The sequence below is a fragment of the Paragemmobacter straminiformis genome (assembly GCF_014243445.1).
Taxonomy (GTDB): domain Bacteria; phylum Pseudomonadota; class Alphaproteobacteria; order Rhodobacterales; family Rhodobacteraceae; genus Paragemmobacter; species Paragemmobacter straminiformis.
Genome location: NZ_JACLQD010000002.1, coordinates 703,375 through 717,657 on the forward strand (window position 1 = coordinate 703,375; position 14,283 = coordinate 717,657).

Annotated in this window: 15 protein-coding genes and 1 tRNA gene; 10 read left to right on the forward strand and 6 right to left on the reverse strand. The window is 64.4% G+C overall.

Annotated elements, in window-relative coordinates:
- Positions 1-3: 3 nt before the first annotated feature.
- A complete protein-coding gene (locus H7F16_RS09220) occupies positions 4-384 on the reverse strand; it encodes a hypothetical protein (RefSeq protein WP_185797262.1) in 381 nt (126 codons plus the stop codon).
- A 3-nt stretch (positions 385-387) separates the two neighbouring features.
- The gene (locus H7F16_RS09225) at positions 388-678 is read right to left on the reverse strand and encodes a hypothetical protein (RefSeq protein ID WP_338401986.1); all 291 of its coding nucleotides are present in this window, start codon (positions 676-678) and stop codon (positions 388-390) included.
- Positions 679-940: 262 nt separating this feature from the next.
- Between H7F16_RS09225 and H7F16_RS09230 the strand changes: the two genes are divergently transcribed.
- Genes H7F16_RS09230 through glnT form a run of 4 tightly spaced genes read left to right on the forward strand, consistent with a single transcriptional unit; the run spans position 941 to position 5,237 of the window.
- On the forward strand, positions 941-1,837 hold the full coding sequence (locus H7F16_RS09230) for a class II glutamine amidotransferase (protein ID WP_185797263.1): 897 nt from the start codon (positions 941-943) through the stop codon (positions 1,835-1,837).
- Between the two features lie 3 nt (positions 1,838-1,840).
- Positions 1,841-2,530, forward strand: a complete 690-nt coding sequence (locus H7F16_RS09235) for a GltB/FmdC/FwdC-like GXGXG domain-containing protein (protein ID WP_185797264.1) — start codon at positions 1,841-1,843, stop codon at positions 2,528-2,530.
- 13 nt (positions 2,531-2,543) lie between these two features.
- Positions 2,544-3,869: an FMN-binding glutamate synthase family protein gene (locus tag H7F16_RS09240; RefSeq protein ID WP_185797265.1), complete on the forward strand. Its 1,326-nt coding sequence runs from the start codon at positions 2,544-2,546 to the stop codon at positions 3,867-3,869.
- Positions 3,870-3,929: 60 nt separating this feature from the next.
- Positions 3,930-5,237, forward strand: coding sequence for a type III glutamate--ammonia ligase (gene glnT / locus H7F16_RS09245; RefSeq protein ID WP_185797266.1), 1,308 nt, complete (start codon positions 3,930-3,932; stop codon positions 5,235-5,237).
- A 209-nt stretch (positions 5,238-5,446) separates the two neighbouring features.
- On the opposite strand, the gene H7F16_RS09250 is transcribed toward glnT, so the two are convergent.
- The 4 genes from H7F16_RS09250 to pdxH all read right to left on the reverse strand — a co-directional run bounded on the left by H7F16_RS09250 (position 5,447) and on the right by pdxH (position 7,311).
- Positions 5,447-5,523 (reverse strand) — tRNA-Pro (locus tag H7F16_RS09250).
- A gap of 64 nt (positions 5,524-5,587) precedes the next feature.
- The gene (locus H7F16_RS09255) at positions 5,588-6,061 is read right to left on the reverse strand and encodes a DUF192 domain-containing protein (protein ID WP_185797267.1); all 474 of its coding nucleotides are present in this window, start codon (positions 6,059-6,061) and stop codon (positions 5,588-5,590) included.
- Positions 6,058-6,591, reverse strand: a complete 534-nt coding sequence (locus H7F16_RS09260) for a cold-shock protein (RefSeq protein WP_185797268.1) — start codon at positions 6,589-6,591, stop codon at positions 6,058-6,060. The genes H7F16_RS09255 and H7F16_RS09260 overlap by 4 nt, the downstream gene beginning before the upstream one ends.
- A 117-nt stretch (positions 6,592-6,708) precedes the next feature.
- A complete protein-coding gene (gene pdxH / locus H7F16_RS09265; RefSeq protein ID WP_185797269.1) occupies positions 6,709-7,311 on the reverse strand; it encodes a pyridoxamine 5'-phosphate oxidase in 603 nt (200 codons plus the stop codon).
- A 117-nt stretch (positions 7,312-7,428) separates the two neighbouring features.
- On the opposite strand from pdxH, the gene fabI reads away from it, so the two are divergent.
- From fabI to trpE, 6 genes are all read left to right on the forward strand, one after another.
- Positions 7,429-8,256, forward strand: coding sequence for an enoyl-ACP reductase FabI (fabI, locus tag H7F16_RS09270; RefSeq protein WP_185797270.1), 828 nt, complete (start codon positions 7,429-7,431; stop codon positions 8,254-8,256).
- A 4-nt stretch (positions 8,257-8,260) separates the two neighbouring features.
- Positions 8,261-8,875, forward strand: a complete 615-nt coding sequence (locus H7F16_RS09275) for a LysE family transporter (protein ID WP_185797271.1) — start codon at positions 8,261-8,263, stop codon at positions 8,873-8,875.
- 9 nt (positions 8,876-8,884) lie between these two features.
- Positions 8,885-9,391, forward strand: coding sequence for a xanthine phosphoribosyltransferase (gene gpt / locus H7F16_RS09280; RefSeq protein ID WP_185797272.1), 507 nt, complete (start codon positions 8,885-8,887; stop codon positions 9,389-9,391).
- 192 nt (positions 9,392-9,583) lie between these two features.
- Positions 9,584-10,762: an aminotransferase gene (locus H7F16_RS09285; RefSeq protein ID WP_185797273.1), complete on the forward strand. Its 1,179-nt coding sequence runs from the start codon at positions 9,584-9,586 to the stop codon at positions 10,760-10,762.
- Positions 10,763-10,831: 69 nt separating this feature from the next.
- Positions 10,832-12,703, forward strand: a complete 1,872-nt coding sequence (locus tag H7F16_RS09290; RefSeq protein WP_185797274.1) for a peptidylprolyl isomerase — start codon at positions 10,832-10,834, stop codon at positions 12,701-12,703.
- Position 12,704: 1 nt separating this feature from the next.
- Positions 12,705-14,213 (forward strand): anthranilate synthase component I, encoded by a 1,509-nt coding sequence (gene trpE, locus H7F16_RS09295; protein ID WP_185797275.1) that lies wholly within the window; start codon positions 12,705-12,707, stop codon positions 14,211-14,213.
- The last annotated feature ends 70 nt before the right edge of the window (positions 14,214-14,283 follow it).

The window sequence follows — 14,283 nt, forward strand, 5'->3', positions numbered from 1 at the left end:
CCCTTAGCGCCGTTCGAATTTTTCGGCGATCACTTCGCGGTATTCCTTTTCCGACAGGCGCAGCATCAGGGCGAAGTAGCCCACGATGACCACGACCATCAGCGCCATCGCGCCCCAGGTGAAGGAATAGTCGAACCGCGCGGTGATCATGTCATGCGCCGAGGCGGGATCGGCAAAGCCGAGCTGGTTCCAGCGTTCCACCATCGTCGGGTTCTGGCCGAGGCTTTCCCATGTGGGATTGTCGACGACGATCGGGGCCTTGGCCGACCCGGCGAGGCCCATCCACAGCGGGATGTAGAGCGCGCCGATGGACAGCACGAGCAGCACGATCACGTCGATCACCTGACCCAGCTTGCTTTGCGGCGGGGGGATATATCTTGCCATCGGTCAGCCCCTTTTCGCCGCGCGGGCTTCATCGAGGAACTTGATGTCCAGCCCGTAGATGAAGTCGCGGTCCTCGCGGTAGTGGCTCAGCATCGCCATGATCGCGGCGGTGTTGAAGGTCAGGACGATCACACCGCCGATGAGCAGCAGGATTCGCGCCGCGCCGTTGGGGGCAAGACCCCATGTGGCGATGGCGACGAAGAACATGGCGATCCAGAGTCCGATGATGAAAGCCCAGGCGACGGTGACGTCGCGCCGGTGCATGGATTCGATCCTTGCATTCAGGTCGTTCACAGTTTCCTCCCTTTGGCCCTTTATTCCCTTGCCGCGACGGGCCGATGCGCGGGGGGAGTTCGCTGTGCGTGAACTTTATTTTCTGAAGGGAAACACACCCCTTTCCGTCTGTCAAAAGATTTGCCTACATTCCGTGCGGTTTGAAAACTTTCCGACTTTGGCCGGGCCGGCTTACCCGTGGTAAAAAATGTTTCTTCTCAGTTGAAAGGCCAAAACAGGTTTGCTAGCGTGATCGCGAGAGACGAACAAAGGAGTCGACGCCATGTGCGGAATCGTCGGTCTGTTCCTGAAGGACCCCAAGCTCGAGCCGAAGCTCGGCGAGATGCTGACGGATATGCTGATCACCATGACCGACCGCGGACCGGACAGCGCCGGAATCGCGATTTACGGTCGCCCCGAGAAGGGCAAGGCCAAGCTGACGGTGCAGTCGGCCAACCCCGATGCCGATTTCGCCTCGCTGGCCGAGGACCTTGGCAAGGCGGTGGCGGGCAAGGTGACGGGTGTGGTCAAGGACACCCATATGGTGCTGGAGCTGCCCGAGGACCGGCTGGACGCCGCGCGCCATGCGCTGAAGTCCCTGCGCCCCGCCGCCAAGGTGATGAGCGCCGGAGAAGGCATTGAGATCTATAAGGAAGTCGGGCTTCCCAAGGATGTGGCCGCGCGTTTCGAAGTGGCGCGCATGTCGGGCACCCACGGGATCGGACACACCCGCATGGCCACGGAATCGGCCGTGACGACGATGGGGGCGCACCCCTTCTCGACCGGGTCGGACCAGTGCCTTGTGCATAACGGATCGCTGTCGAACCACAATTCGGTGCGCCGCGTGCTGCGGCAGGCGGGCATGACCTTCGAGACGGAAAACGACACCGAAGTCGCCGCCGCCTTCATCAGCCACAAGCTGCAGGAGGGTGCCAAACTGGGCGAGGCGATGGAGGCCACGCTGACCGACCTTGACGGGTTCTTCACCTTTGTCGTGGGCACCAAGAACGGGTTCGGCGTGGTGCGCGACCCGATCGCCTGCAAGCCCGCCGTGATGGCCGAGACGGACCAGTATGTCGCCTTTGGCTCGGAATACCGCGCGATGGTGAACCTGCCGGGGATCGACTCGGCCCGCGTCTGGGAACCGGAACCTGCCACTGTTTACTTCTGGGAACGCTGAGTCATGCAAACATTCGACCTCGAGGCGCAGGGCCTGCGCCAACTGAACACGACCTTGCACGCCCTGAAGGGCCAGACCAACGAGACCGCGTGGGAAATCGTGAACCCCAAGGGCGCGCATGCCATCGCCGTGGGTCTGGATGCGCCGGTCGATGTGACGGTGCGCGGCTCGACGGGCTACTATTGCGCGGGCATGAACAAGCAGGCGACCGTCCGGGTCAAGGGCTCGGCCGGTCCGGGGGTTGCCGAGAACATGATGTCGGGCACCGTCATCATCGACGGGGACGCCAGCCAGTATGCGGGCGCCACGGGGCGCGGCGGGCTTCTGGTCATCAAGGGCAATGCGTCGAGCCGTTGCGGCATTTCGATGAAGGGCATCGACATCGTCGTGCATGGCAACATCGGCCATATGTCGGCCTTCATGGCGCAATCGGGCAACATGGTCGTGCTTGGCGATGCCGGCGAGGCGCTGGGCGATTCCCTTTACGAGGCGCGGCTTTTCGTGCGCGGTTCGGTGAAATCGCTGGGGGCCGACTGCATCGAGAAAGAGATGCGCCCCGAGCATATCGCCATTCTGGCCGATCTTCTGAAGCGCGGCGAGGCCGACCATCTGGCCAAGCCCGAGGAGTTCAAGCGCTACGGTTCGGCCCGCAAGCTTTACACCTTCAATATCGACAACGCGTCGTCTTACTGAGGTCCACCTTCACATGACCGATTTTCCCCATACGCCGCCGAAGCAGTCGTGGACCTTTTCCAACGACATCAACGCCGAAATCCGGCGCGCTGCCGCGACAGGCATCTATGACATCCGCGGTGGCGGCTCGAAGCGCAAGCTGCCGCATTTCGACGACCTGCTGTTCCTTGGCGCCTCGATCAGCCGCTATCCGCTGGAAGGCTACCGCGAGAAATGCGCCACCGACGTCTGGCTTGGCACGCGCTATGCGAAAAAGCCGATCCATCTGGATATTCCGGTGACGATTGCCGGCATGTCCTTTGGCGCGCTGTCCGGCCCCGCGAAAGAGGCGCTTGGCCGTGGCGCATCGGCGGCGGGCACCTCGACCACCACGGGTGACGGGGGGATGACCGAAGAGGAACGCGGCCATTCCAAGACGCTGGTCTACCAATACCTGCCCAGCCGCTACGGGATGAACCCCGATGACCTGCGCCGCGCCGATGCGATCGAAGTCGTAGTGGGCCAAGGCGCGAAACCGGGCGGCGGCGGGATGCTGCTGGGGCAGAAGATTTCCGACCGCGTCGCCATGATGCGCAACCTGCCCAAAGGCATCGACCAGCGTTCCGCCTGCCGCCACCCCGACTGGACCGGTCCCGATGATCTGGAAATCAAGATCCTCGAAATCCGCGAGATCACGGATTGGGAAAAGCCGATCTACGTCAAGGTCGGGGGCGCCCGCCCCTATTACGACACGGCGCTTGCGGTGAAGGCCGGGGCCGATGTGGTCGTGCTTGACGGGATGCAGGGCGGCACGGCGGCGACGCAGGATGTGTTCATCGAGAACGTCGGCATGCCGATCCTTGCCTGTATCCCGCTGGCGGTGAAGGCGCTGCAGGACCTCGGGATGCATCGCAAGGTGCAGCTGATCGTCTCGGGCGGGATCCGGTCGGGGGCCGATGTGGCCAAGGCGATGGCGCTGGGCGCGGATGCCGTGGCCATCGGCACGGCGGCGCTGATCGCGCTGGGCGACAACGACCCCGCGCTCGAGGCCGAATACAACAAGCTCGGCACCACCGCGGGCGCCTATGACGACTGGCACGAAGGCCGCGACCCCGCAGGCATCACCACGCAGGACCCCGAGCTTTACAAGCGCTTCGACCCGATCCTCGGGGGGCGGCGCTTGAAAAACTACCTCAAGGTGATGACACTGGAAGCGCAGACCATCGCGCGGGCCTGCGGCAAGAACCACCTGCACAATCTGGAACCCGAGGATCTTTGCGCGCTGACGATCGAAGGGGCCGCGATGGCGGGCGTTCCGCTGGCAGGCACGAGCTGGATACCGGGCCGCAACGGTTTCTGACCGCATCCGTTACAAACACCGGTGCAAAGCCGGACAAAAGACAGGACAGGGAGTTTCACTATGGCAATCGATCTTGCCGCTTGGGCCGCCGAACGGGGCGTCAAATACTTCATGATCTCGTACACCGACCTGTTCGGTGGCCAGCGCGCCAAGCTGGTGCCGACACAGGCGATCAACGACATGTCCGAGGATGGCGCGGGCTTCGCCGGGTTTGCCACATGGCTTGACCTGACGCCCGCCCATCCGGACATGATGGCGGTGCCGGACCCGACCTCGGTCATCCAGCTGCCGTGGAAGAAGGATGTGGCCTGGGTCGCCGCCCGCTGCGTGATGGATGGCAAGCTGCTGGCACAGGCCCCGCGCAACGTGCTGGAACGTCTGGTGGGCGAGGCCGCGAAAGAGGGCCTGCGCGTCAAGACCGGGGTCGAGCCCGAGTTCTTCATCCTCAACGCCGAGGGCAATGCCTGTTCGGACATCTACGACACCGCCGAGAAGCCCTGCTATGACCAGCAGGCGATCATGCGGCGTTATGATGTGATCAGCGAGATCTGCGACTACATGCTCGAGCTGGGCTGGGAGGCCTATCAGAACGACCACGAGGACGCGATCGGCCAGTTCGAGATGAACTGGAAATATGACGACGCCCTGCAGACCGCCGACAAGCACAGCTTCTTCAAGTTCATGGTCAAGTCGGTCTCGGAAAAGCACGGCTTCCGCGCGACCTTCATGCCCAAGCCCTTCAAGGGGCTGACCGGTTCGGGATGCCATGCGCATATCTCGGTCTGGTCGATGGATGGCAAGTCGAACGCCTTCTCGGACCCGTCGAAGGAGCTGTCGCTGTCGGACCGTGGCCGCGCCTTCCTTGGCGGGATCATGAAGCACGCCTCGGCCCTGGCCGCGATCTGCAACCCGACGGTGAACAGCTACAAGCGCATCAACGCGCCGCGCACCTCGTCGGGGGCGACATGGGCGCCGAATACGGTCACCTGGACCGGCAACAACCGCACCCACATGGTGCGCGTGCCCGGACCGGGGCGGTTCGAGCTGCGCCTGCCCGATGGCGCGGCGAACCCCTATCTGCTGCAGGCCGTCATCATCGCGGCGGGTCTGGACGGAGTGCGCACCAATGCCGATCCGGGGCGGCGCTATGACATCGACATGTACAGCCAGGGCCATACCGTGAAAGGCGCGCCCAAGCTGCCGCTGAACCTGCTTGACGCCTTGCGCGAATACGACAAGGACAAGACGTTGAAGGCGATGATGGGCGAAGAGTTCTCGTCGGCCTATATCAAGCTGAAGCAGAAGGAATGGGACAGCTTCGTGTCGCATTTCTCGCGCTGGGAGCACGAGAACACGCTCGACATCTGAAACCACGAATTTTCTGCGAAAATTCCGCAAAGGGGGGCTTTCCGCCCCCCTTCTGCCTTTCAGGCATTCATCCCCCCGAGGATATTTCGGCGAATGTGAAGCGGGGAGACCCTGCTTTCATGCTCGGACAAATATCCTCGGGGGGAGGCTCGCTTGCGAGCCGCGGGGGGCAGACAGCCCCCCGGCTGTGACGGTTCAGCGGGAAAAAATGGTCGGGGCGGTGGGATTCGAACTCACGACCCTCTGCACCCAAAGCAGATGCGCTACCAGACTGCGCTACACCCCGACCGGGATGGGATGGACATAATCGCCCGCATTGGCGGACACAAGCGGCAAGTTGGGGCGGGCCGCTAGTCGCAGCGCCAGGCGGCGCGGTCCTGCGCGATGGCGGGGTGGCGCAGGACGCTGCCTTTGGCGATGCCGAGCTTGCGGGTCAGGCCGCCGTTGACCTCGAGCACAAATTGCACCCCGTTGCCGCCGTCGACCGGCCGCAGGTCGCCCGGCACGGCGTTTTCATGCACGCGGGTGACGGTGCCTGTCGGATCGATGAAGATCATGTCGAGAGGGATCAGCGTGTTCTTCATCCAGAACGAGACCGGGCGCGGGGAGTCGTAGACGAACAGCATCCCGGCCATCGTCGCCATGCTGTCGCGGAACATCAGACCCTTGGCGCGTTCGGCGCCGGTATCGGCGATCTCGACGCTGAAATGCACGGTGCCGGCGGGGCTGCGCAGGTCGGCGCCGCCCGGCGCGCACCCCGCCCGTGCCGCCTGACCCGAAGCGAGGGCAAGGGTCAGGCCGAGCGCCGCAAGCGCGGGCTTCATCCGGGATGGCGGGTTGCTGCTTCCCACGAGAGCACCTGCATGGCCATGCGGCCGCGCTTGCCCTCGACGATGCGGAGGCAGATCGCCTCGCCCGCCTGAAGGTCGGCAAATCCCGAGATGCGCAACACTTCGATATGGATGAACACATCCTCGGGGCGGCCGAAGACATTGGCAAAGCCGAAGCCCTTGGCCTTGTCGAACCATTTCACCCGTGCGGGTTCCATCGGCAGGGCGGCGATTTCCTCGAGTGATGCGGGCGCGTCTTCGTCCCCGAGGGGGAAGGTTGCGCCTTGGGGAGGCTCGATCGAAAGCACTTCCACAGCCTGAACGCCACGTTGCGTCATTTGCACATTCACCGAAATACCAGCACCATCGGCAACGGAATTCTGCCCGTAGTTCCGCAACACGTTGGCATGCAGAAGGATATCCGCACCACCCTCGTCGGCAACTATGAACCCGAAACCCTTGCCCGGATCAAACCATTTCACCCGACCATGCACAACATGCATGGTCTTTTCTTCATCTGTCATAGCGAGAGCCATTCCCCAGAGCCAGCCCCATCGCAGAGAACAAGACGTGAATTTCCACAGGATATCAAGGGCAATTCGTTAATTTTCCCTAAGGCATTTCCCCGGTTTGAAAGGCGGTCAAGGGTTAAGTCTCTGAATTTCCCAAGGTTCATCGTTACCATTCCGTGTCCATCTAAATCGGTCGTGCAGGCGGAAAGCGCCGTCGGCCCAGAACTCGATCTCGGTCGGGCGGATGCGTATTCCGCCCCAGAACGGCGGCCGTTTGGGGCTGGCCCCGTGGGTCGCGGTGATTTTGGCGACCTCGGCCATGAGGGCCGTGCGCGAGGAGAGCGGTTGCGACTGGGCCGAGGCCCATGCGCCGAGGCGGCTTTTGAGGCTGCGGCTGGCGTAATAGGCATCGGCCTGCGGGCCTTCCTCGCGTTCGGTCACGCCGCGGACGCGGATCTGGCGGCGCAGCGATTTCCAGTGCAGCACGAAGGCCGCCTTGCCGGAGGCGGCGATCTCTTGCCCCTTGCGGCTGGAGTAATTGGTATAGAACACGAAGGCGTCGGCCTCGATATCCTTCAGAAGCACCATGCGGGCGTTGGGCATGCCCTGTTCGTCGACCGTTGCCAGCGCGATGGCGTTGGGGTCGTTGGGTTCCTGCGGTTCGGCCTCGGCAAGCCAGCGGCGCGCGATGGCGAAAGGATCGTCGCCCTCGAAAATTCCGGTTCTGTCCATCTTTCCCTCGTCATGGCGGGACCTGTGCCCGCCCTTCCACCCTGCCCTGCCCTTGATGCAGGCGAAGGGATCGCCTAAACCCGTGCGACAACACTAAGGGTGGGCGAGGGACAAGTAATGTCAACCGGACTTATGGCAGGAAAACGCGGCCTCATCATGGGGCTTGCCAATGACAAATCCATCGCTTGGGGCATTGCGAAAGCATTGGCCGACCACGGGGCGGAAATGGCTTTTTCGTATCAGGGCGAAGCCTTGAAGAAACGGGTCGAGCCGCTGGCCGCCTCGATCGGGACGCCGATGCTGTTCGAATGCGACGTGACGGACGAGGCGTCGATGGACGCCCTGTTCGCGGGGCTGAAAGAGGCCTGGGGAACGATCGATTTCGTGGTCCATGCCATCGGCTTTTCCGACAAGAACGAATTGCGCGGGCGCTACGTGGACACGGGGCGCGCCAATTTTCTGATGACCATGGACATCTCGGTCTATTCCTTTACCGCCATCTGCCAGCGGGCTGCGGCGATGATGCCCGCCGGAGGCAGCCTTTTGACGCTGACCTATTACGGCGCGGAAAAGGTGATGCCGCATTACAACGTGATGGGGCTTGCCAAGGCGGCGCTCGAGGCGAGCGTGAAATACATCGCCGAGGATCTTGGCAAGGACGGCATCCGCGTCAACGCGATCTCGGCCGGGCCGATCAAGACGCTGGCCGCCAGCGGGATCGGCGATTTCCGCTACATCATGAAGTGGAACGAGCTGAATTCGCCCCTGCGGCGCAACGTGACGCAGGAAGAGGTGGGCAAGGCCGCGCTTTACCTGCTGTCGGACCTTGGTTCGGGCACCACGGGCGAGAACCTGCATGTGGATGCGGGCTACCATGTCGTGGGCATGAAGGCCGTCGATGCGCCCGACATCGACGCGGTGACGGGGCGGAACGGCAAGGAATGAGCGCGTGACCCCCGCCGCCTTTGCCACCTTTGCCGGACTTGTGGTCTTTGCCGCCATAAGCCCCGGCCCTGCCGTGCTGATGGCGGCGCGGACGGGATTGACAGAAGGGTTCCGGACCGGCGTGATGCTTGCGATGGGCATCGCCAGCGGCGCGGTGATCTGGGCGCTGGCCGCCGTTTTCGGGCTGAGCGTGGTCTTTGCCGCCGCCCCGTCGCTGCTTTGGGCGCTGAAGATCGGCGGGGCCTGCTATCTGGGCTGGATGGCCTGGCATCTGTGGCGCGATGCCAAGGTGCCGTTCCGCACCGAGGACACGCGCCCGCTGCCGCGGTCGGCCTTTGCCGCCTACCGGCTGGGGCTGTGGACCAACCTGTCCAACCCGAAGGCTGCGGTGATGTTCTCTTCGATCTTCCTCGGCACGCTTGAAGCGGAGACACCCTATTGGGTGCTTGGCCTGCTGCTCGGGGTGATCTTCCTGTCGGAAACCTGCTGGAATACTCTGGTTGCGCGCATCTTCTCGCTTGACCGGACGCGCGCGCGTTATATCAGCCTGAAGACCGTGATCGACCGCAGCTTCGGGGCCATGCTGGGCTTGCTCGGCCTCAAGATCATTGCCACCTGAGGGGATGCCATGAACGACCGTTTGCCACATGAAAAGGGCTTTCACGTCAGCTGGGACCAGCTTCACCGCGATGCGCGGGCGCTGGCATGGCGTCTGGACGGCAAGGGTCCGGGCGAGAATGGCGCGTGGAAGGCGGTCGTCGGGATCACGCGGGGGGGGCTGGTGCCTGCGATGATCGTCAGCCGCGAGCTTGATATCCGCATCGTCGATACGATCAGCGTCAAGTCCTACAACCACCAGACCCAGACCGAATCCCGCGTGACGAAATCGCCGCAGGAAGAGCTGATGGGCGACGGCACGGGCATCCTGATCGTCGATGATCTTGTCGACTCGGGCAAGACGCTGGAACTGGTGCGCAAGCTTTACCCCAAGGCGCAGTTCGCCACGGTCTATGCCAAGCCGCATGGCAAGCCGCAGGTCGATACCTATGTGACCGAGGTGAGCCAGGATACGTGGATCTTCTTTCCGTGGGACATGGCGCTGCAATACGTCCAGCCCTTCCGCGGCACCGACTGACGGCAAGGCGAAGTCTGACGCAGACTTCGCGCCGGAAATTGACGCAATTTCCGGTGGCGGGCGGTGCGCCCCCGATTTCTGCGTCAGAAATCGTCGCGGAAAATGCGTCATTTTCCGCGCTTCGGGTGATGGCTTGAACTCCACGCCCCAAGCGGATCATATCGGGCGACCTGCTTGCAAAGGACGCGCCCGATGACCCTGCCGCTGAACCCCGCGATGGCCGCAACCGATCCGCCGCCGGTGATGGAGGCGCGGCGCTGGTTGCAGGGGGCCGTCTTTCCGCCCGACCGCCCGCTGATCAACGTAAGCCAGGCCGCCCCCGTCGAGCCGCCGCCGCTCGGGTTGCGGCAGGCGCTGGCGGATGCGGCGCTGCATGACGATGCGGCGCATCTATACGGACCCGTGCTGGGCATGCCCGAATTGCGGGCCGAGATTGCAAGCCAATGGTCGGCGGCCTATGGCGGCACGATCCTGCCCGGACAGGTGGCCATTACCCAAGGCTGCAATCAGGCCTTTACCGCGATCCTGTCGACCCTTGCAGGGCATGGGGACGAGGTGATCTTGCCGACCCCGTGGTACTTCAACCACAAGATGTGGCTTGATATGGCGGGTGTGACCACCGTGCCGCTTGCCTCGGGCGAAGGGTTGATCCCGCGCGCCGGTGACGCCGAAGGGCTGATTACAGAGCGGACCAAGGCGATCGTGCTGGTCTCGCCGAACAACCCCGGCGGCAGCGAGTATCCGGCCGCGACGCTTGCCGCCTTCCGCGATCTGGCCCGCGCGAAGGGCATCGCCCTGATCGTGGACGAGACCTACCGCGATTTCGACAGCCGCACGGGGCGGCCGCATGAGCTGTTCACCGATCCCGATTGGGACGAGAGCTTCATCCACCTCTATTCATTCTCAAAGGCCTACCGGCTGACGGGGCATCGCGTCGGGGCCATTGTCGCCAGCGTGGCGCGGCTGGCCGAGGTGGAGAAATTCCTTGATTGCGTGGCGATCTGCCCGAGCCAGCTTGGCCAGATCGGCGCGCTTTGGGGGATGCGGAACCTGTCGCAATGGGTGGCGGGGGAGAGGGCTGAAATCCTTGCCCGCCGTGCGGCGATGGTCGGGGGCTTTGCCGCCCTGCCCGACTGGAAGCTGCTGGGGTGCGGGGCCTATTTCGCCTATGTGGAACACCCCTATCCGATGCCCTCGGACGAATTGTGCCGCCGTCTGGTGCATGAGGCGTCGCTGCTCATGCTGCCCGGCACCATGTTCCAGCCCGCGGGGTCCGAAGCCGGCAAGCGGCAGATCCGCATCGCCTTTGCCAATGTCGATGCCGCCGGAATCGCCGAGATGTTCCGCCGTCTCGCCGCGCTGCGGCTCTAGCCCGCTTGCCCCCTGCGGCGTGACCGCATAGACAGACGCGGATGGTTTTTCAGCCCGTAAGGCGAGACGATGGCAAAGCACGACGACGACGACGCCCCGAAGAAAAAGCGCAAGGTCGGATCGACCCTTGTCTGGGGGCTTCTGGTCCTGATCATGCTGGGCCTTGGCGGCTTTGGCGTAACGAATTTCGGCGGCGGGGTGCAAAGCATCGGGCGCGTCGGAGAGCGCGAGATCGAGGTTGACGAATATGCCCGCGCCCTGCGCCAGCAGGTCGACCAGATGTCGCGCCAGTTCGGGATGCAGCTCACGCTGGAACAGGCGCGCGCCTTCGGGCTGGACCAGCAGGTGTTGCGCAGCCTTGTCGCCAAGACCGCACTCGACAACGAAACCGCGCGGATCGGGATTTCGGCGGGCGATGCGACGCTGGCTGCGGAAATCCAGAAGATGGACGCGTTCAAGGGGGCCTCGGGCGCTTTCGACCGCGAGACCTATCGCTTTGCGCTGGACCGCAACAACCTGACGGAAGCGAAGTTCGAAGCCGGAATGCGGGCCGATATCGCGCGGTCGGTGCTGCAAGGCGCGGTCGTCGGCGGTTTCGCGGCGCCCAAGGCCTATGTCGACACGCTGGCCGCCTGGCAGGACGAGAAGCGGTCCTTTTCGGTTCTGGCGCTGGCCGAGGCCGATCTGACCTCCCCCCTGCCCGCCCCGACCGATGCCGAATTGCAGGCGGTCTATGACGCGCAGATCGACAGCTTCACCAAGCCCGAGGCCAAGCGCATCACCTATGCCGCCCTGCGGCCCGAGATGCTGGCCCCGTCGATCACCGTCGACGACGCCGAGGTGAAGGCCGCCTATGACGCCAAGATCGCCGAATATGTCGTGCCGGAAAAGCGTCTGGTCGAACGGCTGGTCTATCCCTCCGAGGACGAGGCCAAGGCCGCCAAGGCAAAGCTCGACGCGGGCGAGGCGAGTTTCGAGGATCTGGTTGCCGAGCGGAAACTGGCGCTGACCGACATCGACCTTGGCGATGTGTCCAAGGAGGAGCTGGGAGCTGCGGGCGATGCGGTGTTCGGCCTGACCGAACCGGGTGTCGTGGGTCCGGTGACGACCGATTTCGGACCTGCGCTGTTCCGCATGAACGCGGTGATCGCGGCGCAGGAAACCACCTTCGACGCGGCCAAGGACGCGCTGAAGGCCGAATTGCAGCTGGTCGCGGCGCGCAAGCAGATTTCGGACAAGTTCGAGCAGATCAACGATCTTCTCGCCTCGGGGGCCGAACTCGAGGAAGCCGCCAAGGAAGCGGGCATGGAAATCGCGACGCTGGATTATTCCGCCGAGACGGCGTCTGAAGGGATTGCCGCCTTCGAAGGCTTCCGCAAGGCTGCGGAAGCGGTGCAGGAAGGCGACTTCCCCGAGGCCATCGGCCTCGACGATGGCACCATCGTTGCCCTGCGTCTGGACGAGGTGATCCCCGCAGCCCCCATCCCGCTGGCCGAGGCCAAGGACAAGGTGACCGAGGCATGGCGCAAGGACGCGTTGGCCAAGGCGCTGGCGGCACGGGCCGAAGAGATCAAGACCGCCGTCGAGGGGGGGGCCTCGCTGGGCAGCTTCGGCATCGTCTCGGCCAGCCGGAACCTGCTGCGTGACGCCAGCCCCGAGGGGCTGCCGCCGGATGTGATCCGCACGGCCTTTGGCATGAAGGAGGGGGCGGTGACGACCCTTTCGGTGCCGGGCTTCAGCGGGCTGATCCGTCTGGATGCCATCACGCCGGCCCCGACCACGGGCGATGATGCCGAGGCCTTGCGCGATTCCATCGCGGTTTCGGCGCGGCGCGACATTGCGCAGGACGCGTTCAGCCTGTTCTCGGACGCGCTGGGGGCCGAGGCAGGGATCGTTCTGGACCAGACCGCGATCAATGCGGTCAACGCGCGGCTTCAGTGACATGAAGCTCGATCCGTCCTACGAGGAGTTCGAGCGCGGCTGGGCTGCGGGGCGCAATCAGGTGGTCTTTGCGCGGCTTGCGGCCGATCTCGACACGCCCGTTTCGCTGATGCTCAAGCTGGGCGAGGCGCGGACCGACACTTTCATGCTGGAAAGCGTGACGGGGGGCGAGGTGCGCGGGCGCTATTCGGTCGTGGGGATGAAGCCCGACCTGATCTGGCAGTGCCACGGGCAGCAAAGCCGCATCAACCGCGAGGCGCGCTTCGACCCTGCGGCCTTTGTCGCGCAGACGGGTGACCCGCTGACCACGCTGCGGGCGCTGATCGCGGAAAGCCGGATCGACCTGCCCGAGGGCCTGCCCGCGATTGCGGCGGGGCTGTTCGGATACCTCGGCTATGACATGATCCGTCTGGTCGAGCATCTGCCCGATGTGAACCCCGACCCGCTGGGGCTGCCCGATGCGGTGCTGATGCGGCCTTCGGTCGTGGCCGTGCTGGACGGGGTGAAGGGAGAGGTCACCATCGTCGCCCCGGCCTTTGCCGCGTCGGGCCTTTCGGCGCGGGCCGCCTATGCGCAGGCCGCCGAACGGGTGATGGACGCGCTGCGCGATCTGGACCGCGCCCCCCCCGCGCAACGCGATCTGGGCGAGGCGCGGCCCGTGGGCGAGGCCCGGTCCAACTTTACCCACGAGGGCTACAAGGCCGCGGTCGAGAAGGCCAAGGATTACATCCGCGCGGGCGACATCTTTCAGGTCGTCCCGAGCCAGCGTTGGGCGCAGCGCTTCGAATTGCCGCCCTTTGCGCTTTACCGGTCGCTGCGGCGGACCAATCCGTCGCCCTTCATGTTCTTCTTCAACTTCGGCGGGTTTCAGGTGATCGGGGCCAGCCCCGAAATCCTTGTGCGCCTGCGCGAGGGCGAGGTGACGGTGCGCCCCATAGCGGGCACGCGCAAGCGCGGGGCCACGCCGGAAGAGGACAAGGCGCTCGAGCTTGACCTGTTGTCGGACCAGAAGGAACTGGCCGAACATCTGATGCTGCTGGACCTTGGCCGCAACGATGTGGGCCGCGTGGCGAAACTCGGCACGGTGCGGCCGACCGAACAGTTCATCATCGAGCGCTACAGCCATGTGATGCACATCGTCTCGAACGTGGTGGGCCAGATCGCCGATGGCGAGGATGCGCTTTCGGCGCTGCTCGCCGGGCTGCCTGCCGGCACGGTCTCGGGGGCGCCCAAGGTGCGGGCGATGGAGATCATCGACGAGCTGGAGCCGGAAAAGCGCGGCGTCTATGGCGGCGGCGTGGGCTATTTCGCGGCCAATGGCGAGATGGATTTCTGCATCGCGCTGCGGACGGCGGTGCTGAAGGACGAGACGCTTTACATCCAGGCAGGCGGCGGCGTGGTCTATGACAGCGACCCCGAGGCCGAATATCAGGAAACGGTGAACAAATCCCGCGCCCTGCGCCGCGCGGCGGAAGATGCGGGCATGTTCACAAGGCGCGGCAACGGCTGAACGGGCTGCGGCTTCCTCTTGCCCGAAATATCCTCGGGGGGAGCCGCGGCACGCGGCGTGGGGGGCAGAC

Excerpts from the sequence above, each read along its gene's own strand:
- H7F16_RS09220 (WP_185797262.1), bottom strand. The coding sequence starts at position 384 with ATGGCAAGATATATCCCCCCGCCGCAAAGCAAGCTGGGTCAGGTGATC.
- fabI (WP_185797270.1), top strand. The coding sequence starts at position 7,429 with ATGTCAACCGGACTTATGGCAGGAAAACGCGGCCTCATCATGGGGCTT.
- H7F16_RS09255 (WP_185797267.1), bottom strand. The coding sequence starts at position 6,061 with ATGAAGCCCGCGCTTGCGGCGCTCGGCCTGACCCTTGCCCTCGCTTCG.
- H7F16_RS09285 (WP_185797273.1), top strand. The coding sequence starts at position 9,584 with ATGACCCTGCCGCTGAACCCCGCGATGGCCGCAACCGATCCGCCGCCG.
- H7F16_RS09235 (WP_185797264.1), top strand. The coding sequence starts at position 1,841 with ATGCAAACATTCGACCTCGAGGCGCAGGGCCTGCGCCAACTGAACACG.
- glnT (WP_185797266.1), top strand. The coding sequence starts at position 3,930 with ATGGCAATCGATCTTGCCGCTTGGGCCGCCGAACGGGGCGTCAAATAC.
- H7F16_RS09260 (WP_185797268.1), bottom strand. The coding sequence starts at position 6,591 with ATGACAGATGAAGAAAAGACCATGCATGTTGTGCATGGTCGGGTGAAA.
- trpE (WP_185797275.1), top strand. The coding sequence starts at position 12,705 with ATGAAGCTCGATCCGTCCTACGAGGAGTTCGAGCGCGGCTGGGCTGCG.
- gpt (WP_185797272.1), top strand. The coding sequence starts at position 8,885 with ATGAACGACCGTTTGCCACATGAAAAGGGCTTTCACGTCAGCTGGGAC.
- pdxH (WP_185797269.1), bottom strand. The coding sequence starts at position 7,311 with ATGGACAGAACCGGAATTTTCGAGGGCGACGATCCTTTCGCCATCGCG.
- H7F16_RS09230 (WP_185797263.1), top strand. The coding sequence starts at position 941 with ATGTGCGGAATCGTCGGTCTGTTCCTGAAGGACCCCAAGCTCGAGCCG.
- H7F16_RS09290 (WP_185797274.1), top strand. The coding sequence starts at position 10,832 with ATGGCAAAGCACGACGACGACGACGCCCCGAAGAAAAAGCGCAAGGTC.
- H7F16_RS09240 (WP_185797265.1), top strand. The coding sequence starts at position 2,544 with ATGACCGATTTTCCCCATACGCCGCCGAAGCAGTCGTGGACCTTTTCC.